This window comes from Variovorax atrisoli 110B, from assembly GCF_000382045.1.
Taxonomy (GTDB): Bacteria; Pseudomonadota; Gammaproteobacteria; order Burkholderiales; family Burkholderiaceae_C; genus Variovorax; species Variovorax atrisoli.
Map to the genome: position 1 here is coordinate 271,937 of NZ_KB907454.1, position 24,143 is coordinate 296,079.

Below are 24,143 nucleotides of genomic sequence, written 5' to 3' on the forward strand. Positions count from 1 at the left end.
CTTCAGAACTTGCCCAGCACGTTCAGGAACCACCCCTTGCTGCGGTAGCTCATGTCGGTGAGGTTGTCGGAGTAGTCGGTGAAGTTGTAGCCGATGCCCACCTTCAGGTTCTCGTTGACGTGGTAGTAGGCGGCGGTGACCCAGCCGCTCTTGCGGTCCTTGAGTTCCCTGGCGCGCAGGGTGCGCCATTCGAGCATCCAGTCCCAGTTGCGCACCAGCTTCCAGTCGACGCGCAGCACGGCCAGCTCGGCCGAGCTCTTGAACCACGGCGCGGAACTGTCGCGGCTCGCGCGCAGTTCGCCGCGGCGCCAGGCGTACTTGCCGCCCAGGGTCCAGCGCTCGCTCAGGTCCCAGGTGGCGTCGATGGCGAAGACGTGGCTGCGCTGCTGGTAGTCGATGCCGGTGGTCGAGACCGTGCCGAGCGTGGAATCGACGCCGCCGGAGACCACCTGGCCGGGCGACGAGAGGTCGTACAGGTAGGTGTACTTGAACAGCAGGTTGAGCCGGTCATTCAGCGCCGGGCGCAGCGCGTAGCCCAGCATCGCCTCGGTGTACTTGGCCGCGGCCAGCGTGCCGGTGGTGCTGTCGCTGTCGGCCCAGTTGAACTTGCCGATCCAGCGCGAGTCGTCGTCCACCTTCCAGCTGAAGGAGTTCTTCACCAGCCAGCTGGTGCGGGTCTCGGCGGTGGTGCGGTCCTTGCGGTATTCGAGGCCGCCGCTGTACTTCAGGCGTTCGCTCGAGTAGCCGCTGGTGAAGGCCACCGCCTGGCGGCGCGTCGCGCCGAGCGTCTCGGCGCCGACCCAGCCGTTCTCGAAGTTGACGCCGAAGGTCCAGTGCGTGTCGGGCGCGTACTGCACGCCGTAGGCATGCGTGAGGCCCGGCTGCGCGCCGGTGGCCTGGCGGTGCTCGGTGAAGAGGGTGAGGCCGTCGCCCACGCGCGAGCGTACGCCGGTCACCAGGCTGCCGCCACGGCCGATGAGGTTCTCGTCGGTGCGGCCTGTGTCCGACACGTAGGTCATGTAGACGCTGGAGCGGTCGTCGTACTGGTAGTCGACGCCGGCCTTGCCTGCGAGGCCGCCGTCGCCGGTGGAGAGCTCGCCGCGCAGCGCCAGCTTGTCGTTGACGCGGTAGCGCCCGCCGAAGCCCAGCCGGTCGTTCTCCAGCCGCGTGCCGGTGCGCCGCAGCGTCTTCTGCGCGAAGCCATAGGCGCTCCAGCGGTCGGCGCCGGTGTATTCGAGTTGCACGGCCGCGTCGGCGCGCTCGCCCGATACCGCCTGCGTGGTCGGCAGCGACGGGCTGGTGATGAGCGCGTCGCCGGTCTTGTCGTCGTAGCGCAGGCCGAGGCCGAGCTTCCACTCGGGCGACAGCGCCAGCGAGTACTGCGCGTCGAGCACGCTGCTGTTGTAGCCGTTCTGTTCGTCGCGGCGGTCCGCCTTCAGGCGCAGTTCGCCGTTCTCCGCCTTCTCGCCGAAGGGCACGGTGGCCTGCACGCCGACCTGGCGCGTCGCGTTGCTCGCGTACTGTCCCGGCGCCGAGAAGCCGGCGTCGCGCGACTGCGCATAGGCGCTCACGCGGCCGCCGCCGCGGATGTCGAAGTCGCCCAGGTCGGCCTGGCCTTCGAGGCGCCAGGCGTTGGCGCTGCCGGTGGGGCCGTTGCCCAAGCCGTTGCCCGGTCCGTTGGTCAGCGAACCGTTGCGGCCTGTGAAGCTGAAGCCGCCGTCCATCGAGTCGAGCTGGGTCGTGCCCGGCCCGCGGCTGCGCGCGAATTCGCCCTTGAGGTAGGTGTTCTCGGTCTTGCGCAGCGTGAGGTCCACGCCGGCCAGGCGCTGGTCGCCGCCGATCTGATCCTGCCGCGAGGCGGTGACGCCCACGCCCACGTTGTCGTTGGCCCACCAAGAGACACGGCCGCCCACGGCGAGCGTGTCGAGCGAGGTGGCCAGGGGTGTGTATTCGTAGTCCACCACGAGGTAGGTCGGCATGCCGGTGAAGCCGCCCGCGCGCACCAGCGAGCCGTCGTCGGACAGGCTGGGCAGCGGTGCCGACAGCAGCACGCGGCCCTGCAGGTAGTCGATCTCGTAGTCGGTGGTGGGCACGAGCTGCGTGCGCTTGAGCACCAGGCCGGAGTCGCGGTCGCGGATCTCCAGCGTCACGCGCTCGGCGCCGCGCGTGATGTCCTGGTTGCGCAGGTAATAGAGCGAGCCGCCGGTGCCGCGGAACTCTTCTCGCGCGGCCAGCGTGCCGGGCTCGGCCGCGAAGGCGTCGACCTTCAGCCGCGCCTCGCCGAAGGAGGTCGACTCCTCGCCGAGGTAGCGGCCGTGGAAGCCGTAGAGGCCGCGGCTCACGCGGGTGAGCTCGGTGTCGCCGAAGTTGAGCTTGAAGTTGCCCCACATCGCCTGCGAGCGGCCGTCGTCCACGCGCAGGTAGAAGCGGCCCTGGGTGGGCGCGTCCTCGACGGTGGTGGAGTCGTCGCCGAAGGTGCTCCACGAGTCCTCGGGGTCGAAGCGGCGGAAGAGCGAGGTCGGGTCCTTGCGGTCGAGGTTGCGGAACAGCTCCTTCAGCGGGCGTTCTTCCGTGTCGACGCTGGCCGTGAGCGTCCAGCGGTCGTTGAGCTGGCCCTTTGCGTAGCCGGCGATGCGGCCTTCGCTCCAGCCGCCGCCGCCGTAGCGGTTCTTGTCGTTGGTCATGATCGCGGCCGGGCCACTCACGCTGTTGCTGCCCACGGTGAGGTCGGCCTGGCCCACGAAGAACCAGTCGCTGGTGGGCAGGTCGAAGTCGCGCCGGTAGACGCGCGTGGCACCCTGCGCATCGGTGACGGCGATCTCGCCGGTCTGCACGCGGCGCGGCACCAGCTGCTGGAACACGAAGCGCCCGCTCTCGTCCACCGGCACCGCGAAGCCCAGTGCGCGCACGCTCTCGCCGGGGCGGATGGCCGCACCGCTGGCGGTGACGGTGCCCGCGCTCAGCGGAATGTTGGCGATGGCGATGTTGTTCTGGCCGTAGCCGCGCAGCAGCTCGCGTGCCGGGTCGGGCGGCGTGCCGGTCTCGGGCTTGTGGCGCTTCACGAGCGTGAGCGAGAGGTCGTCGGTCTCGTCGAAGCGGCCCTGGCGGTCGTAGACCCGCACGCGGTAGTAGAGCTTGCCGCTCGCGCTTTCGGGCAGGCGGTCGAGCAGGCCCTCGGGCACCTGCCACTCGCCGCGCAGGCCGGCGTCCAGCGGCACGGTGGCGACCTGGCGGCGCTGCATCGCCTCGTTGGCGGTGTACACGCGCAGCTCGGCCTTCGAGGTGAAGAGCAGGTAGTTGCTGTAGCCCGCGAAGCGCACCGTGTCGCCGGCCACCACGGTGGTGGGCCAGGCACTGGCGCTGAGTCGGCGCGGCTGCGAGAGGTTGTCGTACTGCAGGCGCAGCTGGTTGCGCTCGAGCTGAACGTCGACACAGCGCTGGCGGTCGGCGCTGGTGGTGCCGTCTGCCGAAGGCTGTTTGCCGTCGGGCGACAGCAGCTGGCCATCCACGCTCAGGCGCAGCGGCGCGTCGTCGGTGCCGAAGGCGGTGAAGGTGCGGCACACGCCGGGGTCGGCCGGCGCGGCGACCGGCGCTGCCGCAACGGGGGCGTCGCGCCAGTAGACGCGCACCTCGACGCGGCGGTTGGCGGCCCAGTTGGCCGGGTCGCTGGCGGGCGTCGCCACGGGCGCGTCGGGACCGCGAGAACTCGCGACCGCGGCCGTCTCCGGCAGGCCGAGGCGTTGCGTGAGATGGCGCGCGGCCTGCTGCGCGCGCGCCAGGCCCAGCGCGTGGTTGTCGGCGAAGCGCTCGCGCGACTTCGCGCTCAGCGCCTGCGTGTCGGTGTGGCCGACGATCTCGAAGCGCAGACCGTCGCGGCCCTTCACCTGCTCGGCGATGCGGTCGAGCTGCGCGCGGTCGGCGGGGGAGAGTGCATCGGCGCCGGAATCGAAATGCGGCGTGCTGGCGTCGCTGCGTTCGACGGGCGCGGCGACTGGCGATGCAGCCGGCGCGGCCGGCACCGCGCGCTCGTCGCCGAGCACGAAGGTGGCCTTGGGCAGCTCGCGTTCGCTGCTGCGCGGCAGGCGGCGTGCGCCGTCGATCTCCACCGCGCGCGGGTCTGCCGCGGCATGGTCGAGCATGCGACCGCGCACCGCGGTCTCCTGCGCGGCGGCCAGGCCCATGCCGAAGCAGGCGGCGGCCACGGCGCTCGCAAGGGCCATGCGCTTGGGCAGCGTCTTGCTGTTTCTTCTTCTCATGTCGGCTCGCTCGATCGGGTTCGGTGTCTGGGGGCGGGTCATGGCGGCGGTGGCTTTTGCTCGCGTCATGGCTTGGCCTCCCCTTCGGGGGCGGCGGCAGGCACCAGCTCGATCTCGACGTCCAGGTTGAAGAGCGGCGGCTCGTTGCGCGAAGCGCGCTGCTCGCCGAGCTGCTTCCAGCGCGAGAGCACCGCGGCCTTCACCGCGTCGGTGCGGTCGCGGCCCAGCGATGCGGGCTCGCCCGGCGCGGCCTTGTAGGCCAGGCGCAGCACCGATGTCTTCTCGGCCAGCACGGCCACCGTGCGGTCGAGCTCGCCCGCGAAGGCGGCGCGCAGCGTGGCGGCACCCTCGTCGAAGGCCGCGCCCTGAAGCGCGAGGCGCACCACGCGGTGAACGGTGGCGCCGAAGTTGATCTTCAGCACCTTGCCGCGCGTGGCGCGCTCGGCCGCCGGGTTCTCGCTGGTGGTGCGATAGCCCGAGGGCAGGGTGCGCTCGTCGAGCTTGAGCACCAGGTTGCTGCCGGTGCCTTCCTTCGGAATGGCGGCGCAGGCGATGTGGTAGCGGCCCTCGGCGTCGGTGGTGGCCAGCACGCCGTTGACGGTGGCGATGCGCACGTTGGCCAGGCCCGGCTCGCCGTCGTCCTGGTAGCCGTTGGCGTTCCTGTCGTCGTAGACCTTGCCGATCACGTCGGTGCAGTCGAAGAGGGCGTCGGGCACCACGCGCACGGCGGCGGTGGCCAGGTTCGACAGCGTCCGGCCGCCCACGCCCTGCGTGGCGACGACCTGGTTGACGAACTCGCCTTCGCCCACGCCGACGCCCACGCCCGCGACCATCAGGTATTCCTTGGTCTCGTTGGGCGCGAAGTTCTGGCCGGGCACCACGACCTGGCGGCCGTTGACCTGCGGGATCACGGGCAGCGCCACGCCGCCGGGCAGGGTGCGCACGCTGAGCGAGCCCTGGATGTAGCGGAAGCCCGGCGGCAGCGTGTCGACCACGGCCACGCCCGGCACCGTGGTGCTTCGCGTGTTGCGCGCCGTGATGCGGTAGGGCAGCAGCTCGCCCTTCTTCACGGTCAGCTTCGAGGTGGTCTTGCGCAGCTCGATGAGCGTGGCGTTCGACGGGTCGAGCGGGATGTTGTTGGCCACCACGTGCTGGCCGCCGCCGCCCGGCATGTTGAACACCAGGTAGTAGCCCGCGCCCGGCACCAGTGCCGCGCCGGGGCTCACCACGCAGGGGTTGGTCTGCGCGGGCGCCGGTCCGTTGGCGGGCGCCGCGCACGACTGAGTGCCCAGCGCGCCGGCCGCCGCCGGGTACATCGTCGATGGCAGGTAGGCGCCCGGCGGGGTGACGACCAGGCGGTACTCGCCGGCCGGCGCGCCCGGCAACACGAAGAAGTCGTAGTAGCCGTTGGCGCCGGTGGTGTAGCTGTCGCGTCCGTCCAGCAGGTGCTGCGCTGGGTCGAAGCCCGGCGGGCCGACCAGCTTCACCACGGCGCCGGGCACGGGCGTGCCGCTCACGCTGTCGTACACCACGCCGCCCGGGTCGTAGGGCAGGTCCTGCTTCTGGATGTTGGCGCCCGCGGTCACGCGCACCTTGATGCTGAAGCGCGGATCGCTCGGAGCCGGTGTCGGGTAGGGGCCGTTGGCGCCGTTCTGCGCGGCATCGGTCGGCCACACGCCGCCCACGACGCGGCCGTCGGGCGCGCGGAAGCGCACGCGGTATTCGCCGGGCGTGAGGTCGCCGAAGCGGTAGCTGCCGTCGGCATTGGTGGTCACGGTGTAGAGCACGGTGGCCGCGTTCTCGGCGCAGGTGTTGCCGCCGTCGACGCAGCGCAGCAGCTCCACCGTCCAGCCTTCGCCCTGGCCCTCGCCCGATTCGCGGCTGCGGTTGTGGTTCTGGTCGAACCACACGGTCCCGGTCAGCGATGCGGGCTGGTTGCTGTGCTCGGTGAAGTCGTAGCCGGTGCCGTTGGCCTCCAGGCCCGTGAAGCCCACGCGGATCTGGTTGGTGCCCTGCGCGGTGCCGCCCAGCGTGCCGGGGATGGCGATGCCTTCGTCGTAGCCGCTCGGCTGCGTCTCGGTGATGGTGTAGCCGCCGCTGCCCGGAAGGGGCAGGCCGGGCAGCTCGTAGCGGCCGTTGGCGTCGGTGACGGCGGTGCGCGTCACCGCCTGGCCGGCCGCGTCGGTGCCGGTGAGCGTGATGGTCACGCCGGCGATCGGCAGGTCCTGCGGCTCGCGCTTGCCGTTGCGGTTGGCGTCGTTGTAGACGGTGCCCGCCAGCGATGCGCCGCGTTCGCCGAAGTTGTAGTTGTCGCCGTTGCCGCCGCGGTAGGCGATGGCGCTGATGACGTCGTTGCCCAGCGTGCCGGTGGCCGCACCCTCGACGGTGCCCACGGCGTCGAGGCCGTCGGCGTAGGTCACGGGCTGCGTCTCGCGGATGGTGTAGCCCGCGGCGTCGGCCGGCAGCAGGCCGGTGAAGACATAGCGGCCGCTGGCGTCGGTGACCACCGTGGCGTTCACCGCGAGGCCGCTGGCGGAGCGGCCGGTGAGCGTGAGCGTCACGCCCGGAATGCCGGCCTCGGCGGGCTGGCGCACGCCGTCGTTGTTGGTGTCGACGTACACCCAGCCCGCGATCTGGCCGCCGCGCTCGCCGAAGTTGTAGTCGATGCCCGCGTCTTCCGACACCAGCGCGAGGCCGCCGAAGCGGTCGTTGGTGCCGCCGGGGTTGGCGGTGCCGCGCGGCGCGCCGCCCACGGTGCCGAGCGACTCGGGGCCGTCGGCCACGCCGGCGGGCTGCGTCTCGTCGATCTGGTAGGTGCCGGGCGTGAGCGCGTCCACCAGGTAGTGGCCGTCGGCGGCGGTCTGCACCGTGCGGTCGACCGCGTTGCCCTGGAAGTCGGTGCCGGTCACGCGGATGGTGGTGCCCGCGATGCCGGGCTCGCCGGTGTCGCGCGTGCCGTTGGAAGGCGCCACGTCGGCGTACACGTAGCCCGAGAGGCTCGCGGGCTTCACGGCCGAGAAGTTGTTGCCGGTGGAGCCTGCGCCCGCGGCGCCCAGCACGATGTTCTGGATCACGTTCGCGGTCGAGCCGTTGGGGCCGTTGGTCACGCCGGTGCCGCTGGTGGGCACCGAGCCCGGCGTGCTGCCCGCGCCGCTGACGGTGCCGGCGCGCGTGATGCCGGGCAGGTAGCCCGCGGGCCGCGCCTCGGTCACGGTGTAGCTGCCCGGTGCGAGGTTCGGGAAGCTGTAGTCGCCGCTGGCGTCGGTGGTGGTGGTGCGCGACACCGCCTGGCCGTTGACGTCGGTGCCGGTGAGCGTGATGGTCACGCCCGCCAGGCCCGGCTCGGTGGCCGGTGCGCCCTGTGCGCCGTTGCCGTCGCGGTCGTAGTACACGCGGCCCGAGATGCCGCCGGGCAGCAGCTCGCCGAACCAGTACTCGCCTTGCGTCGACGGCACGTTGGTGCCCGAGACGGTCACGCCGGTGATGACGTTGCCGCCGCCCTGGGGCGTGCCGGGCTGGCCGTTGTTGTTGGCCTTGCCGGGGGCGTAGTTGGCCGGCTGCGTCTCGGTGATGGTGTAGCCGCCCGCGCCCGAGGGAGGCACGTTGCGGAACTCGTAGGCGCCCGGCGTGCCGGTGGCCACCGCGAGGATGTTCACCGGGTTGCCCGCGGCATCGGTGCCCGTCAGGCGCAGCTCGACGTTCGGGATGCCGGTGTCGCCCGCCTGCGGGATGCCGTCGTTGTTGCCGTCGACGAACACGCGCGTGGTGATGCGGGTGAGCTGCTCGCCGAAGTTGTAGCCCGTTCCGTTCACGTTGGAAGCCAGCGTGATGGCGCTCACCGCGTCGTTGCCCGCCGTGCCGCCCGCGGAGCCGGCCGCGTCGGCGCCGTCGACGAAGCCGGCCGGCTGCGTCTCGGTCAGGGTGTAGTTGCCGGGCGTGAGGTTGTTGAAGGCGTAGTTGCCGGTGCCCGCCGCCGTGGTGGTGGTCAGCGAGACCGGGTTGCCGTACATGTCCGTGCCGGTGAGGGTGACCGTCACGCCGGCGATGCCGGGGTCGCCCGCGCTGGAGGAGCCGTTGTAGTCGGCGTCGTGGTAGACGCGTCCGGCCAGGCTGGATGCACGCACCTCGCCGAAGTTGTTGGCGCTGGAAGCGCCGCCCGTGCCGAGCACGATGTTGTCGATGCGGTTGGCGTTGGAGCCGTTCGGGCCGTTGCCGGTGCCCGGCGGCACGGTACCGGGCGTGCTGCCTGCGCCGCTGACGGTGCCGGCACGCGTGATGCCGGGCAGGTACGCGGCGGGCTGGTCCTCCACCACGCTGTAGGTGCCAGCGGGCACGGTGAAGCTCCAGTTGCCGCCGGCATCGGTGGTGGTTGTGAGGGCGATGGGGTTGCCCGAGCTGTCGGTGCCGCTCAGGCGGATGGTCACGCCGGCGATGGCGGGCTCGCCGCCGTCGATCAGGCCGTTGCCGTTGAGGTCCTCGTACACGCGGCCCGAGAGCGCGCTGTTCTGCACGGTGACGCTGCCGTCGTTGAAGTTGTTGCCGCCGTTCGGGTCGGTGCCGCCGTTGGTGTCGCCCGAACCGGTGGTGACGATGTGCGCGCGGTTGGTCAGCACGGTGCCGTTGGCCGGCGCCGCGCCGCTGAAGCGCACCGGAATGCGCACCGTGGCCGTGCCGTTGGCGGGCATCGAGGTGATGGCGCAGCTCACGGCGGTGCTGCCGGCCGTGCCGGTGCAGGTGGGCGCGGCGGGCGTGAAGCTGCCGCCAGTCACGGTGAACACCGGCGGGCCGGCCAGCACCAGCGATGCGGGCAGGGTGTCGGTGAAGCTGGTGGTTTCGGCGCTGTCGGGGCCGTTGTTGCGCAGCTGCACGAGCCAGTCGAAGGGCACGGCCGAGGACACGGTGGTCACCGGCGTGGCGGTGCCGGCCATGACGGCGGCCTTGGAAACCACCTGCACGTCGGCCTTGAAGCGGAAGGTGGTGTTCTCGGCCACCGCGTTGTTGCCCTGGACGGTGTCGAACGCATTGCGCGCGGCGTCGAAGAAATCGACCTTGGCGTTGTTCTGGAAGGTGCCGCGCGAGACGCCGCGCAGCACCACGCGGAACTGCAGCGTGTTGGGTTCGCCGGTGGCGGTGGCGCCCGAGCCGCCCAGCGTCGGGATGGTGAAGACGATCTGTCCGCCGGCCGAGCCGATCGCGGCGCCGCTGGCCAGGGCGAAGGTGGTGCCGCCAGGGGCTGTCACCGACACCAGCGTGGGCGGCAGCTCGCCGTTCGGACCCGGCAGCGGCAGCGTGTCGACCATGCGCACGTCTTCCGCCGTCGAGGCGCTGTTGTTCGACACCGTGATGGTGTAGCCCACGTCGTCGCCCACGTTCACCGGGTCGACGTCATCGCGCTTGGTGACGACGAGGTCGTACACCGGCGCGGTGATCGTCGCCGGCGCGGCGGCGTCGTTGTTGGCGGTGGTGATCTCGGGCGTGGCCGTGGAGACGCGCACGTTGTTGGTCACCGTGGAGCCGTTGAGCACGTACAGCGGCCGCACCTGCACCGTGACGGTCTGCTGCACGTTGCGGTCGAGCGAGGTCCAGGCGCACTCGAGCTGGTTGTTGGTGGTGCCGGTGCCCGTGGGCTGCGTGGTGCTCGGCTTCGTGCTGCAGCTGCCGCCGCCGGAGGGAGTGGCAGAGATGAACATCAGGTTGGCCGGCAGCGTGTCGACCACGTGCACGTCGTAGGCGCGGCTGAGGCTGCCCTGCGCGAGGCTCTGGTTGCGTGCCGTCAGCGTGTAGGTGAGCATCTGGCCCACGGGCACCGAGGCGGGGCTGGCCGACTTGGTGACCGTCACGTCGGTGCGCGCGAGCAGGTAGGCGGTGGTGCTGCCGTTGTTGTTGGCCAGGTCCGGGTCGGCCGGCGTGGTCGCCAGTGCATTGGCGGTGTTGTTGATCTGGAAGCCGTGGTCGGTGGCCGAAGCGCCATCGCCGTAGTGCTTCGTGACAACCTGGATGACCGGGCACAGCGGCAGGGCGCTGGCTGGGTCGGTGCTCGCGCGGCAGACCGGCAGGGTCGACAGCGTGCAGTTCGACAGCGACGCCTGGCCGAAGCCGCTGCCGTTGGCCGGCAGCGCGCAGGTGCCCGCGAAGGTGCCGCCGTTGGGCGTCTGCGAAACGGTGCCTGCGCCGATGACCTGCGCGAAGTTGTCGGTGACGACCACGTTCTGCGCCTCGGAGGGGCCGGCGTTGACCACCTCGATCTGCCAGGTGACGTCCTGGCCCACGATCTGGCGGTTGCCCGCACTGTCGCCGATGCCCACCACGCGCTTGAGCACCTTCACGTCGGCGGCGGTGGCGTTGTCGTTCACGCCGGTGCCCAGGCTCACGCAGTCGTTGCCGGTGTTGGCGTCGGGGTCGGCGCCCAGCGTGGGCGCGGCCGCGGGCAGCGCCACGTTCACACACATGGTGTTGACGATCTGGCCGCCGCCCGAAGGCAGCGCCGGGATGGTGGCGTTCACGATGATGTAGCCGCCGTTGCGCGCGCTGTTGCCGCTGGACGTGTCCACGCCGATGTCCGTCGAGAGCGTGCGCGTGCAGGTCACTGTGGCCGGGCCGGGCACCGGCGTCGCGGGCGTCGGCGTGACGGTGGCGCCGCCCTTGGTCACCGTGCAGGTGTAGCCGTCGCGCTGCGTGACGCTGTTGATCTGCACGCCGGCCGGCAGGTCGTCCACCAGCTGGATGGTGCTGCCCGCGAGCAGGCGGGTGCTGCCGAGGTTGGTGCTGCCGACCTGGTAGTCGAAAGCCTGGCCCAGCGGCACGTTGTTCTGCGGCCAGCCGCGGCGCTTGTCGGCGCGGAAGTCGGTGGCCGAGACCGCCACGTCGGCCGGCACGCTGCCGGTGGCCGAGTTGGCGATGGGGCCGGTCGCGCTCACGGTAGCCTCGTTGACGATGCCGGTGCCGGCCGTCATGGCGATGACCGGGATCACGATGTCGCCGAGCGCCACGCTCGCGCCGTTGTTGCCGCCGATGTTGCTGCGCGTGCAGCTCACCGTCTGGCCGCTGACCGAGCAGGTCCAGCCGGTGGACTGTGCGGGCAACGCCTGGATCGCGAAGTTGGCGGGGATGGTGTCGCTCAGCGTCACGCCGGTGGGCGGGCTGCCGCTGAAGCTCGGGCTCAGCCTGAAGTTGAAGTGCTGGCCGACGAGCAGCTGGCCGCCGTCATGGCTCTTGGACATGGCGAGCACGTAGCCCGCTGTCACGGTGGTGTTGGCGGTGGCGCTGTTGTTCGTGGAAACGCCGTCGCCCACCGAGCCCACCGCGGTCACGGCCGGCTGGTGGGTGACGGTGGAACCCGCGCCCGCGGTCACCACGGCGTTGATGCTGTAGGTGCGGGTGTTGTTGCCGGCGGTGGCCGGCGTGGCGGGCACGTTGCAGCGCAGCTCGCTGCCGGTGATGGAACAGGCAGCGGGGAGGCTGCCGGCTACCACCGACAGCCCGGTCGGAATCGGATAGGTCAGCGTCGAGCCCGTGCTGGTGTCGGGACCGTTGTTGGTGACCGTGAAGACGATCGGCACCGTCGAGCCGCTCGGCGCATTGACCGGCGCGCTGATAGCCACCGCCATGTCCGCGCCCTGGTTCACGGTGATCGTCTTGGTCTCGCTGGAGCCGCCGCCGCTGGGCGTGGCGGTCACGCTCAGCGTGCCCTGCGAGACCGTGCGCAGCAGCACCTGGAAGTCGCGCAGCTGGTTCGCGGCCAGCGTGATGCCCGAGCAGGTCAGCGTGCCGGGACCGGCCGTGCCCTCGGAAATGGTCGCCGAGCAGCTGCCCACGGGCACCGGTCCGGTGCCCATGTAGATCGAGTTGGCGGGGATGGTGTAGGTGAATGACGCACCCGGCGCGTCGATCGGCAGGCTGTCGCTTTCCGCGATGGTGACGGTGCTCGTCACCGTGCCGCCGGCGGGAAGGATGTCGGGCGCGTGCACGAGGCTCGACACCTGCGGCACCGCGTGCGCCGCCGTGGCGAGCAGCAGGCCTGCCAGAGGGGCGGCAAGGCGCGCCAGGCGGCGGCGCCAGGTGCCGTGCTGCAGGCGCGCGTTGGAAGACACGTCGCGGCGGCCCTGCGCCCGCGACAGATTCGATGGGGTCCTGAACATCCCGTCCCTCGTGATGGCTCTGTGGACCGGGCACCGTTTCTCTTGTGGCGCCGTGAAGGCGGCAGGTGCTCCGGAAAGGGCGGGATTCTTCGGCGCCACCCCGTTGGGCGCCTTTGCGGCTCAGGACGAAAGTTTTGCCAGTAATGACATTTGTTTACCAATGCAACATAATGTGAACTGAATGTGAACTAATTCACGCTGTTTTTTGGCGGCGCACTCCTACGCTCGACGCCCATGTCCTACTGGTCGACAACGCCGCCCCGGCGCGCGCACATCCTTGTCATCGACGACAACATCGAAGAGCTGCAGTTGCTGCTCGGCGTGTTGCGCGAGGCCGGGCATCGCATCAGCCTGGCGTTCGACGCGCTGGAGGGCTACCGCCGGGCGACCGCGCTGCAGCCCGACCTCGTGCTGCTCGACGTGCGAATGGGCGCCACCGACGGCTTCACCACCTGCAGGCTGCTGAAGGCAGACACGACGACCGCGCGCATCCCGGTGATCTTCGTGACCGCTTCCAGCTCGGTGGGAGAGCGCCTCGCCGGCCTCCGCGAAGGCGCGGTCGACTACATCCTCAAGCCCTTCGAGCCGGCCGAAGTGCTGGCGCGCGTGGCCGTGCACCTGGCGCTCGCGAGCTGCCGTGAGCAGGTGCAGGCCTGCATGGAAGAGGCCGAGAGCGCGCTGGAGCACGCCAGGAGCGAACCCGCCGCCGACCACGCCGACCGCGTGCTGGCGCGCGCGGTCGAACGGCTGGTGCGCACCGACCTCGCGAACGTGCCTGCCCTGCCTGCGCTGGCCGCGAGCGTGGGCACGCACGAGAAGCGCCTGTCGCGCGTGTTCAAGGAGCAGACCGGCCGCACGGTGTTCGAGTTCGTGCGCGAGGCGCGGCTCGCCGAGGCGCAGCGGCTGCTGGCCAGTTCCGCGCTCAGCGTCGAGGAAGTGGCCCTGGCCGTCGGTTTCTCGGGCGCGGCCAATTTCTCGACCGCGTTCCGCGAACGCTTCGGCAGCACGCCGAGCGCGTTCCGCCAGGCCAGGCTGGCGCCGGTCGCGCCACCGTCAGTGCCTTCGGCCTGACGCGGCACCGGCCAAGGCGGTGACCACCCGGGCCCTTCGCGGCGCTTGCTGCACTCACGGCACTCGCGGCGTCCGCGCGCTCCTGCTGTACGCCGTCCTCTGGCTGATCGCGCTGCCTGCCGCCTGGGCGGACGCGCTGCGCATCGACGACGAGACCCATTGGCCCATCGTGCTCGACACGCGCGTCGAAGTGTTCGAGGACCCCGGCGCGCAACTCACGTTCGACGAGGTCGACGCATTGCAGGACGGCTCGCCCGAGGGCTTCCAGCCGGGCAGCGCAGCGCGCATGCGCCCGGGCTTCTCCAGGTCCGCCTTCTGGCTGCGGCTGACCGTGGTGAACGGCAGCACCACCATCCAGCCGCTGCGGCTGGTGCTCGATGCCACCTGGCTGCAGCACGTCGATTTCCACGTCCGCCGCGAACTCGCGGGCTGGGCCAGCTGGACGCACGAGCGCACGGGTGTGTCGGTGCGCTCCAGCGCCGCCCGCGAACGTGACCGCGACCGGGTGCCCACGCTGAACCTCGACCTGCGCCCCGGCGAACAGGCGCGGGTGCTGGTGCGCGTGCGCACGGGCAGCAGCGTGAAGCTCGCGCCCAGGCTGTATTCCGCGGACGCCTGGCGCGCGTCGGAAAGCAGCCATGCGCTGATCGACGGCCTTCTCATCGGCGGGCTGCTGGTGCTGTCGGTGTACTCGCTGTCGCTGTGGGTCATCTCGCGCAACCTCGCGATGGCGCTGCAGAGCCTGGGCTTCGCGCTCGTGGCGCTCTACGAGAGCACCTACCGCGGCTACGCACGCCTTGCGCTGTGGCCCGACAGCATCGAGTGGAGCTACCGCGCGGCCGGCGTGACCGCAGGCTGCTGCGTGCTGTCGCTGATGTGCTACCTGTACACCCTCTCGCGCCGCGGGCCGGTGCGCGTGCCCGCGCTGCCGTGGCTCCTGGGGCTCGCGGCGGGGCAATGCGTGGTGGTGCTGGGCACGCTCTTCGGCTCCTACCCGCTCTTCGCGACGGCGGGCACGATCAGCGCGCCGCTGGTGGTGGTCTCGCTGACCGTGAGCGCCTTCCTCTACATGCGCCGCTCGGGGCCGGGCGGGCGGCTGGCCTTTCCGGTGATGAGCATCGTCGCCGTCGGCGTGTGCCTGCGGCTGGTCGAACTGGTGGCGCCTGCCCACGTGGTGCGCGGATTCGATGCCTATGCGCTGGGCTTTCCGGGCCTGCTGCTCGGCCTGGTGGCATTGGCGGTCTGGGCGCACCACCTGTCGTGGCAACGCCATTCCGCCCAGCGCGCGCTGGCGCACTGGCAGGCGCAGGAGCAGCAGCGGCTGCGCGAAGAGGTGGAGCGCAAGACGCGCGCGCTGAACGCGGCGCTGGAACAGGCCGAGCAGCAGTCGCGCGAGCAGACCCAGCTGCTCGCCTACATCAGCCACGACCTGCGCGCGCCGCTGTCGACCATCATCGGCAACGTGCGCCGGCTCGGCGAGGAGGGCAGTGCGCCGCCTGAACGTCTGCAGGCCATCGAGCGCAGCGCCGCCTACCAGTTCGCGCTCATCGACGACCTGCTGGACTACGCCAGGAGCGAGCTGCTGCCTTTCTCGTTCGAGGCGAAGCCGGTGCACCTGCGCGCGCTGATCGACGACATCGCGCAGTACGCCGACACGCTCGCGCAGCGCCAGCACAACCGATTCGAGCTCGACGTGCTGGGCGCGCTGCCCACGGCCGTGTACCTCGACAGCAAGCGCTTCCAGCAGCTGCTGCTGAACCTGCTGTCGAACTCGGCGAAGTTCACGCGCGACGGCACGATGGGCCTGCGCGTGCAGGCGCGCCCGCGCGAGGATTCATGGCGGCTCGAATTCGACGTGTGGGACAACGGCATCGGCATCGAGAAGGAAGACCAGGCTCGCATCATGCGGGCCTTCGAGCAGGGTGCGCCCGGCTCCAGCGGCCACGGGCTCGGCCTAGCGATCGCGCGGCGCATCGTGCAGCACATGGGCGGCCGGCTGCAGCTGGAAAGCCGGCGCAACCTGGGCACGCGCGTGCGCTTCTCGGTGATCGTGAAGGAGGCGCCGAAGGAACTGGTGCCCCCCATCGCGAAGCCGCTGCAGAGCCCCGCGCTGCCGCTCCTGCCCGCGGCCGCACACACCCAGCCGCGTCGAATGCCGGTGCCCGCCATCGCGCCGCTGCCTGCGACGGTGCGCGACGAGCTCGAGGCGCTCGCGCGCGACGGCCGCTGGAGCGACCTTCACGACTGGGCCGACAGGCTCGCAGCCGATGCCCGCCATGCCGCGCTGGTCGAAGCGGTGCGGCACGCGCTGAACCAGCTCGACTTCGAACACATCCGCCTGTTGGCGCGCGCCACGCCCGCGGCGGGCACGGTTGCATGACGGGTTCATCGGCGTGAGTCGTTGAACCGCAGGGGCTCGTGCCGCTGCGCAGTCCCGGCGACCGGGAGCTCCGTTGGTGCCGGCTTGATCCGCCAGCGCCCGTGGCCGTCTGCCGTGTGTATCAGACGCGGCTGCTCCTTTCGAGGATTCGCGAGTTCTGAGCGCATTTCTCCCGGAACTCGGCGCTGATTCGTTCGTCGGCTTCCGCGCTCTCCCAGAATGCGAGGGCGGCGCGTGCCGCCAGTTGCCAAAGGCTCTTCTCGGAAGGCAGAGGCAGTTGCGGGGCGTAGGTTCTCGCGGGCAGTTCCACGCCGCGAACGGGGGCGTAGGTCATGGGCAGCATGTCGTAGATCGGGGCGAGCTGCAGCGTGGCCTGGTCGTCGACACGAACAGGTTGGAAGGACAGATTGCCGTCGTGCATGTCGGTGTTGCCGATGAGCTGACCGAAATGCCCGACAAGATCGATGCGGCGCAGATCTTCCCGCGTGATCCAGCCCCGTTCGACCAGGGGCCGGACGCCCTCTGCCCACCGGCGTCCGCCGGCGCCGACGAAGGTGGAGTTGAGCGTGCTCCACGAGACGACGGGCGAGCGGCCGAGGGCGCCATGCCTGTCGAACCGGTCGACCTCCAGGAACGTGCGGCCTCCGAAAAGATGGACTCTGGATTCGGCCACGTCGATTTCGGCGTGAGAGGCCAACGCGCGGGCGGCGAGGTGCTCGCACACGAGCAGGTCCGACCAGCGCCGGGTGCCCGGCGAATCGTCGGAGCCAGAGAATTTCACGATCACATGCCTGACCTCTCCGGCGACGTGCCGCATGGCGGTGAACTTTGGAAACTCTCCTCCTGCGGACGAGCCGGCCACGCCGAGCTCCAGCATGTCCGCGGCGATCCGTGGATACGATTTCTGCAGCTGGGCGTTGCTCAGTCCATGAGGTCCGACCTCGTCTCCGAGCGCCTGGGCCTGTGCAAGCCACTTCCTGGCCGCGGGCTCGCCAACCAGCAGATCGCCGGGGACATCGGTGCCGAGCAGGGAGAGCACATGCAGCACGTCGTCGTCCGACCATCTCGTCGGGTCGTCGCTCACCTTCAGCAAGCCCGCATGGTGTCGCGCGAAGTTGCGCCCGAGGAAGCCTTGGGGGCGCATGTCCTGCAACATGTAGGGCAGGCCTTCGAACCAACCCTGTTTCATTTCGTCGTCCAACGGCCAGTCGAAGTCCTCGGAGAACTCCATCGCCGTGCCCTGGGGATATACGAGGTCGAGCAGGGCGATCTGGTGCTGAACGCCATCGCGATCGATGCGGAAAAGCGGCAGCGGGGCTTCGTCCCCTCTCAATGCGCGCCGCGCCGCGTAGCTGGTGCGCCTGGCCTTGCCGCGCACGATGACCGTCGTGCCAGCCGCACGAATGGCCCGGCTCAGGGTGGGACGGCTCACACCCGCAGCGGCGGCAAGGGCGCCCGCCTGAAGAGGGCCCTTGGCGCGCAGGATCGAGAGAGGGTCGGCCGTCATATGAAACGATACTTTTGACGATTGGCAGAAAAAAACACCAGGAGAAGATCGATTCTCTACTCCTCGGTTGAAACAATCAATGAAACGATTTCTTGTCGTTCATCTGAATGCTGTTCGCCAATTGATCTTTGGGATCGCGCCGCGCCGGCGCATCGCGGGACGAACAAGTGGCTGCTGGTCACGCGACTGCTTGATGCGCGCCGGCCCTGGAATGCGCCGAAACAGGATGACCCCGCCTGCGGCTTAGTCGCGGCGGGCACGGAGCTCGATGGTGCCGTCGGATCGGATTCCGCCGGCAGGCACACAGCTTGGCTATGCCGAATGGCGAACAGCCTGGCGATGGGATGCCGCGTGCCCGTCCCCCGAAAGCGGGCCACCGGGAAAGCTCGGAATCGCCGCGGCGAGCGCGGCGGTGTAGGGGTGGCGCGGCCGGTCGAACAGTTCGTGCGAGGGGCCTTCGTCGACGATGCGTCCTTCGCGCATCACCAGCACGCGATCGCATCGGAGGCGGTGCGGCGCGAATCGAGGCTGTCGTGCGGGTCCTGGAACACCATCTGCACCCGACTTCGCCAGGGCGCGCACGCCGCACCGCATCGCATCGCATCGCACCACACCACACCACACCACACCACACCACACCACACCACACCACACCACACCGTGATGCGATGCCGCCCAAAGAACAAAAACGGATCAGCGTATGCGGATTCCGCGCTTCGCTTTTCGGGGCCGCGCCTGAACAATGCGGTGTCTTGCCTTCGAGGTGAGTGTCTCCTCGTCGTATCCGAAGCGACGTTCAACGGGCCCTGCGGGGCCCGCTTTTTTTTGCGGTGATGAGCGCCGGGGGTGTTCCCGGCTACTTCAGCGCGGAGATGTCCCGGCTCCTGATGAGCCGCGAGCGCAGCACGTTGCGGCTGATGCCCAGCAGCTTGGCTGCCTGCACCTGGTTGCGGTGGCAGAACTCGAAGGCGGTGCGCATCACGGTCTCCTCGATCTGCTCGAACAGCTGCTCGTTCGGCTCGTTGAAGAGGTCTCGCAGCACCGCCTCCAGCGCCTGCTGCGGCGTGGCGCTGGCCGCGGGCTCGTCTTCGGTCGAGCGCCGCTGGATGTTCAGCGAAGACAGATGCAGATGCTCCGCGCCCAGCACGCCGTTCTGGCAGATCAGCAGCGCGTGGTGGATCACGTTCTCGAGCTCGCGGATGTTGCCGGGCCAGCCGTGCTCGCCCAGCTTCTGCTCGGCGCTCGCGTCGAGGCGCACCGGGCCGTAGCCCAGGCGCTGGCGGTATTCCTCGATGAAGTGCCGCGCCAGCGGCAGGATGTCGCCGGGCCGCTCGCGCAGCGTCGGCAGCGCGAGATGCACCACGTGCAGCCGGTAGAACAGGTCTTCGCGGAAGTTGCCTGCGGCCACCGCGTCCTGCAGCCGCACGTTGGTGGCGGCCACCACGCGGACGTCGATGGGCACGCTCCTGCGCGAGCCCAGCCGCACAACCTCGCGCTCCTGCAGCACGCGCAGCAGCTTGACCTGGATCGACAGCGGAAGGTCGCCGATCTCGTCGAGGAAGAGCGTGCCGCCGTTGGCGGCCTCGAACCATCCCGCCTTGGCCGAGAAGGCGCCGGTGAACGCGCCCTTCTCGTGGCCGAAGAGCTCGCTCTCGACCAGGCTTTCGGAGAAGGCGCCGCAGTTCACGGCCACGAAGGGCTTGCCGCTGCGCCGGCTGAGGTCGTGCACGTGCCGCGCGATCAGTTCCTTGCCGGTACCGGTCTCTCCGATGATGAGCACGTTGGCGTCGCTGGGCGCCACCATGCGGATGCGCTCGAGGAGCGCAGCCGAACGCGGGTCCTGGAACACCTGCGCGGTGGCGCGGATCGAGGTGGTGAGCTTGCGCGGGTTGGGCAGCGTGAGCAGCGTGGACGGAGCGGACGGCGCGGTGGCATCCCAGTCCTCGCCCGGGGATGCGTCGGCCGGCGGCAGAACTGCGAGAGGGCGGGTGTAGGCGGTCATGAGTAGAAGGTCGGTACGGGGTATTGCTGCTTGAGGGCCCATTCGCCGAGCTCTCGCAGCTTGTAGGCCACGAGGTCGTGCAGGGACTGGGTGCGCAGGTTGCGCCAGTGGCGGTCCAGCCGCAGGCCGCCGTGCGTGGCGCGCGCGCCGGCCACGTCGAACATGCGCGTACAGATGTCCAGGCCCGTGTTCGTCGCCGCGACCTTGGCGGTGGCCACGGCCACCGCGACTTCGCCGCGCTCGGGTTCGGTCAGCGCGGGGCCGCGACGCCAGGCCGCATCGAGCCGGTCGGCCGCGCGGTCGGCCAGCGCGCGCACGCTCTCCAGGCCGACCCAGAAGTCGCCGTAGTGGCCGAGCACGTACGGGTCCTCGTGCATCTGCGCGACCTTGGCCGCGTGCCAGGGGCGCGATTCGTGCAGCGTGTAGTGCCTCGCATCGTCGAAGGCCCCTTCCGCGATGCCGAGGTAGATGTTGGCCAGCACGAGCTGCGACACCAGCGGCCGCAGGCAGGCGAAGGGCGTCGAGAGCGGGCCCGGATCGGCCAGCACCTCGTGCTGCTCGACGCGCACCTTCTCGAAGGTCACGCTGCCGCTGTCGGTCTGCCGCTGTCCGATGTTGTTCCAGTCGGGTGCCACGAAGATGCCCGAGCGGCCGGTGGGCACCGCCGCGACGATGAAGGCGCCGCTGCCTTCCTCGCGCGCCGAGGCGATCAACATCTCCGAGTCGAGTGCGCCCGAGCAGAAGCTCTTCTGCCCGGTGAATTCGCGCCAGCCCTCGCGCGCGCTCGACACCGTACGGTCGTCCAGCGGATTGAGCGCATTGCCCCAGAACCACCGCCGGCGCGCGGTCTGCTCGAACCACGGCTGCCATTGCACGGGCCGCGCGAAGAGCCGCACCGTGGCGAGCATCAGGTGATGGAAGCCGAACACGTGCGCGAGGGAGCTGTCGGCCTGCGCGAGCAGGCGCACGACGTCGAGCGTCTCCCGCCAGTCCGCGCCGCCGCCGCCGAATTCGCGCGGAATGCTCAGAGCCAGCAGGCCGCTCTCGCGCAGCGCATCTCGCTCGGCCTTCGGCGTGCCGCCGCGCTCGTCGCGTTCGACCGCGGTCGCCGCGAAGCGCTGCATCAGGTCGCGGGCAATGTCGCGAGGCCATTCGGAAGCCGTAATGGAAAGAACTGAACTCACGCAGACCCTCGGTGATGTGCAGGCAGCAGGGTTGCTGCGCCAGCAGCATGTTCGCGGCGACGACGCGCGCCGCCAACGATGCGATCCGTATATCGATCCTTGTTTTGCTTCCATGGCAGCAGCATGGGTGTGCCGATGCGCCGGGTGCAGCAGGTCTGGTGCTCGGCTGCTGCTGGAGCAGCAGAAATCAAGTACTTCGGCGTGTTTTCGCAGGCAGGGCGACTGGCACGCTAACTGCTGAATCGCCTCATGCAACTTTTCTGGTTTCTCCCCACGCACGGCGACAGCCGCTACCTCGGCACCTCGCGCGGCGCGCGCACAGTGAGCCACCGATACCTGCGGCAGGTGGCGCAGGCCGCCGACGAACTTGGCTACGAAGGCGTGCTGATCCCGACGGGGCGCTCCTGCGAGGACTCGTGGGTGGTCGCATCGTCGCTCGCGGCGCAGACCGAGCGGCTCAAGTTCCTGGTCGCGATCCGTCCCGGCATCATCTCGCCCACGGTTTCCGCGCGGCAAGCCGCGACGCTCGACCGTTTCTCCGACGGCAGGCTGCTCATCAACGTGGTGACCGGCGGCGACCCCGACGAGCAGCATGGCGACGGCAGCTTCCTCACGCACGCCGAGCGCTATGAAGTGACCGATGAATTCCTGCGCATCTGGCGCGGCGTTGCCGCCGGCGAGACCGTCAACTTCTCGGGCAGGCACCTGCGCGTGGAGAACGCGAAGACGCTCTACCCACCGGTGCAGAAGCCCTATCCGCCGCTGTGGTTCGGCGGTTCGTCGGATGCCGCGATCGCACTCGCGGGCGAGCAGGTCGACGTGTACCTCACCTGGGGTGAGCCGCCGGCCGACGTGGCCGACAAGATCGCGAAGGCCCGCGCAGCTGCGGCGAAGCATGGCCGCACGCTGCGCTTCGGCATCCGGCTGCATGTGATCGTGCGAGAGACCAGCGAGGCGGCGTGGCGCGCCGCCGACGAACTCATTTCCTACGTGACCGACGACATCATCGCGGCCGCGCAGAAAGCCTTCTCGCGCTTCGACTCGGTGGGCCAGCAGCGCATGGCCGCGCTCCATGGCGGGCGGCGCGACAGGCTGGAGGTGTCGCCCAACCTGTGGGCGGGCGTGGGCCTCGTGCGCGGGGGTGCGGGCACGGCACTCGTGGGCAGTCCCGAGGAGGTGGCGGCGCGCATCAAGGAGTACGCGGCACTCGGCGTGGAGACCTTCATCTTCTCGGGCTACCCGCATCTGGAGGAGGCGTACCGCGTGGCAGAGCTGCTGTTCCCGCTGCTGCCGCTCGACCACGTACGCCCTGCAGGGCACGCCAACATCACTGGGCCGTTCGGCGAAGTCATCGCCAACGACATCGTGCCGCCTTCCTCGCAGGCCGTGCAGGTTGCGCCGGGGGCAGCGCGCGAGAAGGCGGCCGCATGAAGCATTTCTCCGCGGAGGCCGGCGACGAGGTCGTGCCGTGGCATGCGAGCGCGCAGCGCGTCGCGCAGGCACTGGCCCAGACCGCGGTGGAGCGCGACCAGCGCGGCGGCACGCCCAAGGCCGAGCGCGACCTGCTGCGCGACAGCGGCCTGTTGATGCTCAGCGTGCCCGCCGAGCTCGGCGGCCTGGGCGCGAGCTGGCGGCAGACACTCGACGTGGTGCGCGGTTTCGCGCGCGTCGACAGCTCGGTGGCGCACCTCTTCGCCTTCCACCATCTGCTGCTCGCGACCACGCAGCTCTTCGCGCAGCGCGCGCAGTGGCAGCCCTGGATCGAGCAGACCGGCGCGCAGCGCTGGTTCTGGGGCAATGCGCTGAACCCGCTCGACAAGTCCACGCGCGCCGAGGCGGTCGATGGCGGGTATGTGTTCTCGGGGCGCAAGAGCTTCTGCTCGGGTGCCAGCGACTCCGACATGCTGGTCGCATCGGCCCTAGACGCGAACGACCGCCTGCTGATCGGCGTCGTGCCCACGCGGCGCGCGGGCATCACGGTGCTCGGCGACTGGGACAACATGGGGCAGCGCCAGACCGACAGCGGCAGCGTGCTGTTCGACGGCGTGCGCGTCGGGGCGAACGAGCTGCTGCTCGATCCCGGCCCGCTGTCGACGCCGTTCGCCTGCCTGCGCCCGCTGCTGGCGCAGCTGATCCTTGCGAACATCTACCTGGGCCTGGGCGAGGGCGCGCTCGAGGAGACGAAGGCCTTCACGCTGCAGCAGGGCCGACCCTGGCTCTTCTCGACGGCTTCGGCCGCGAACGAAGACCCGTACGTGCTCACGCACTACGGCGATTTCTGGCTCGCGCTGCAAGGCGCGCGACTGCTGCTCGACCAGGCGGCCGCGGCCTTCGACCAGGCATGGTTGCGCGGCACTTCGCTCGACGAGCAGGAGCGCGGCGAGGTGGCCATCGCCGTCGCCGCGGCCAAGGTGGCGAGCACGCGCGCGAGCCTCGAGGTGGCGCACCGCATGTTCGAAGTGACGGGGGCGCGAGCTACCACCGCCGCGCTGCGCCTCGACCGCTACTGGCGCAACCTGCGCGTGCACACGCTGCACGATCCGGTGGACTACAAGGTTCGCGAACTCGGCCACTGGGCGCTCAATGCGCGGCTGCCCCAACCCAGCTTCTATTCCTGAAGCTGCCATCGCCATGCAACGGGCCTGCGGCTTCACGTCGCAGGCCCGTTGTGCTTTTCAGCGCTGCTCCCGCCGCTCGCGCTGCTGCCTGGGAAGCAGTTTCCTCCTGCATTTGCTGCCTGGCGTTCATTCGGTGCCCGCATACCGATCTGCTGCAAACGACTATGGCTGCGCAGCTGCTGGCTGATCAGCAACCCACCCGCAGCCTGCTTCGGATTCAGCATGCACGCGCATAGCCATTTCGCTCTAACTCCTTGATTCATAAGGAAAAAGGAAGTGGCACGCCATTCGCATATATCAAGCGTGCCGCGAATCGATCGTGGCTTCCAAACAGAGGTCATATCAACATGAGTCGAAAACTGAAAGTCGTCGCCGTCTCCGGCAGCCTGCAACGTCCGTCGCGCACGCTGGTGCTGGTCGATCAACTCCTGGCCGCGCTCGGCGAGCAGATCGCCATCGAGTCGCGCGTGATCTCGCTGGGCGACATCGGCCCGCAGTTCGCCGGCGTGCTCTACCGCAACCAGCTGCCCGCCGCCGTCGAAGAGAGCATCGCGGCCATCGAGTCGGCCGACCTGCTGCTGGTGGCGAGCCCGGTCTATCGCGGCTCCTACACCGGCCTCTTCAAGCATCTCTTCGACTTCGTGCATCACGAGGCGCTGACCGACAAGCCCGTGCTGCTCGCGGCCACCGGCGGCAGCGACCGCCATGCGCTGGTCATCGACCACCAGCTGCGTCCGCTCTTCAGTTTCTTCCAGGCGCTCACGCTGCCGATCGGCGTCTATGCCGTGGAGAAGGACTTCGAAGGCTACGAGATCGCCAGCCCCGCACTTCGCGATCGCATCGCGCTGGCCGTGGCGCGTGCCGTGCCCCAGTTGCGCGATGCCTTGCCGGCCGCCGCGTCGACCCCGCAGCCCACGCCGGCCAACGCGCCCGCCGTCCGCAAGCCCGCGCCCGTCGCGCTGGCAGCCTGAGAAGCCTTCTTCCCGA

11 protein-coding genes are annotated in these 24,143 nt (G+C 70.1%); 6 read left to right on the top strand and 5 right to left on the bottom strand.

Translation table 11 applies throughout. The features are described 5' to 3' along the window. Positions 1 to 2: 2 nt before the first annotated feature. Complete coding sequence (locus tag G369_RS0117305; protein WP_080647852.1) at positions 3 to 4,325, bottom strand: OmpA family protein; 4,323 nt, start codon at positions 4,323 to 4,325, stop codon at positions 3 to 5. Continuing rightward, entirely contained in the window at positions 4,322 to 12,394 is an 8,073-nt protein-coding gene (locus G369_RS0117310) for an SdrD B-like domain-containing protein (protein ID WP_019655281.1), read from the bottom strand. Before G369_RS0117310 ends, G369_RS0117305 begins: the two co-directional genes overlap by 4 nt. Positions 12,395 to 12,628: 234 nt before the next feature. On the opposite strand from G369_RS0117310, the gene G369_RS0117315 reads away from it, so the two are divergent. After that, positions 12,629 to 13,465, top strand: coding sequence for a helix-turn-helix domain-containing protein (locus G369_RS0117315; RefSeq protein WP_019655282.1), 837 nt, complete (start codon positions 12,629 to 12,631; stop codon positions 13,463 to 13,465). 19 nt (positions 13,466 to 13,484) lie between these two features. Then, positions 13,485 to 15,845 (top strand): sensor histidine kinase, encoded by a 2,361-nt coding sequence (locus G369_RS35930; RefSeq protein ID WP_019655283.1) that lies wholly within the window; start codon positions 13,485 to 13,487, stop codon positions 15,843 to 15,845. Between the two features lie 121 nt (positions 15,846 to 15,966). On the opposite strand, the gene yjjJ is transcribed toward G369_RS35930, so the two are convergent. After that, positions 15,967 to 17,352, bottom strand: coding sequence for a type II toxin-antitoxin system HipA family toxin YjjJ (yjjJ, locus tag G369_RS0117325; RefSeq protein WP_019655284.1), 1,386 nt, complete (start codon positions 17,350 to 17,352; stop codon positions 15,967 to 15,969). 21 nt (positions 17,353 to 17,373) lie between these two features. On the opposite strand from yjjJ, the gene G369_RS39460 reads away from it, so the two are divergent. Then, the gene (locus G369_RS39460) at positions 17,374 to 18,186 is read left to right on the top strand and encodes a hypothetical protein (protein ID WP_244164335.1); all 813 of its coding nucleotides are present in this window, start codon (positions 17,374 to 17,376) and stop codon (positions 18,184 to 18,186) included. A gap of 22 nt (positions 18,187 to 18,208) precedes the next feature. On the opposite strand, the gene G369_RS0117335 is transcribed toward G369_RS39460, so the two are convergent. After that, positions 18,209 to 19,354 carry a sigma-54 interaction domain-containing protein gene (locus G369_RS0117335; RefSeq protein WP_019655286.1) on the bottom strand — a complete coding sequence of 382 codons (1,146 nt, stop codon included), beginning with the start codon at positions 19,352 to 19,354 and terminating at the stop codon, positions 18,209 to 18,211. After that, positions 19,351 to 20,478 carry an acyl-CoA dehydrogenase family protein gene (locus G369_RS0117340; protein ID WP_019655287.1) on the bottom strand — a complete coding sequence of 376 codons (1,128 nt, stop codon included), beginning with the start codon at positions 20,476 to 20,478 and terminating at the stop codon, positions 19,351 to 19,353. Before G369_RS0117340 ends, G369_RS0117335 begins: the two co-directional genes overlap by 4 nt. A 309-nt stretch (positions 20,479 to 20,787) precedes the next feature. On the opposite strand from G369_RS0117340, the gene ssuD reads away from it, so the two are divergent. The 3 genes from ssuD to msuE all read left to right on the top strand — a co-directional run bounded on the left by ssuD (position 20,788) and on the right by msuE (position 24,127). Beyond that, a complete protein-coding gene (gene ssuD, locus G369_RS0117345; RefSeq protein ID WP_019655288.1) occupies positions 20,788 to 21,969 on the top strand; it encodes an FMNH2-dependent alkanesulfonate monooxygenase in 1,182 nt (393 codons plus the stop codon). Continuing rightward, entirely contained in the window at positions 21,966 to 23,156 is a 1,191-nt protein-coding gene (locus G369_RS0117350; RefSeq protein ID WP_019655289.1) for an acyl-CoA dehydrogenase family protein, read from the top strand. The genes ssuD and G369_RS0117350 overlap by 4 nt, the downstream gene beginning before the upstream one ends. 347 nt (positions 23,157 to 23,503) lie before the next feature. Then, entirely contained in the window at positions 23,504 to 24,127 is a 624-nt protein-coding gene (gene msuE / locus G369_RS35935) for an FMN reductase (RefSeq protein ID WP_019655290.1), read from the top strand. The last annotated feature ends 16 nt before the right edge of the window (positions 24,128 to 24,143 follow it).

What these genes read in the sequence shown, in the direction of transcription:
- G369_RS0117305 (WP_080647852.1), bottom strand. Translation starts at nt 4,325, where the DNA reads ATGACGCGAGCAAAAGCCACCGCCGCCATGACCCGCCCCCAGACACCG.
- G369_RS0117310 (WP_019655281.1), bottom strand. Translation starts at nt 12,394, where the DNA reads ATGTTCAGGACCCCATCGAATCTGTCGCGGGCGCAGGGCCGCCGCGAC.
- G369_RS0117315 (WP_019655282.1), top strand. Translation starts at nt 12,629, where the DNA reads ATGTCCTACTGGTCGACAACGCCGCCCCGGCGCGCGCACATCCTTGTC.
- yjjJ (WP_019655284.1), bottom strand. Translation starts at nt 17,352, where the DNA reads ATGACGGCCGACCCTCTCTCGATCCTGCGCGCCAAGGGCCCTCTTCAG.
- G369_RS0117335 (WP_019655286.1), bottom strand. Translation starts at nt 19,354, where the DNA reads ATGACCGCCTACACCCGCCCTCTCGCAGTTCTGCCGCCGGCCGACGCA.
- G369_RS0117340 (WP_019655287.1), bottom strand. Translation starts at nt 20,478, where the DNA reads ATGCAGCGCTTCGCGGCGACCGCGGTCGAACGCGACGAGCGCGGCGGC.
- ssuD (WP_019655288.1), top strand. Translation starts at nt 20,788, where the DNA reads ATGCAACTTTTCTGGTTTCTCCCCACGCACGGCGACAGCCGCTACCTC.
- G369_RS0117350 (WP_019655289.1), top strand. Translation starts at nt 21,966, where the DNA reads ATGAAGCATTTCTCCGCGGAGGCCGGCGACGAGGTCGTGCCGTGGCAT.
- msuE (WP_019655290.1), top strand. Translation starts at nt 23,504, where the DNA reads ATGAGTCGAAAACTGAAAGTCGTCGCCGTCTCCGGCAGCCTGCAACGT.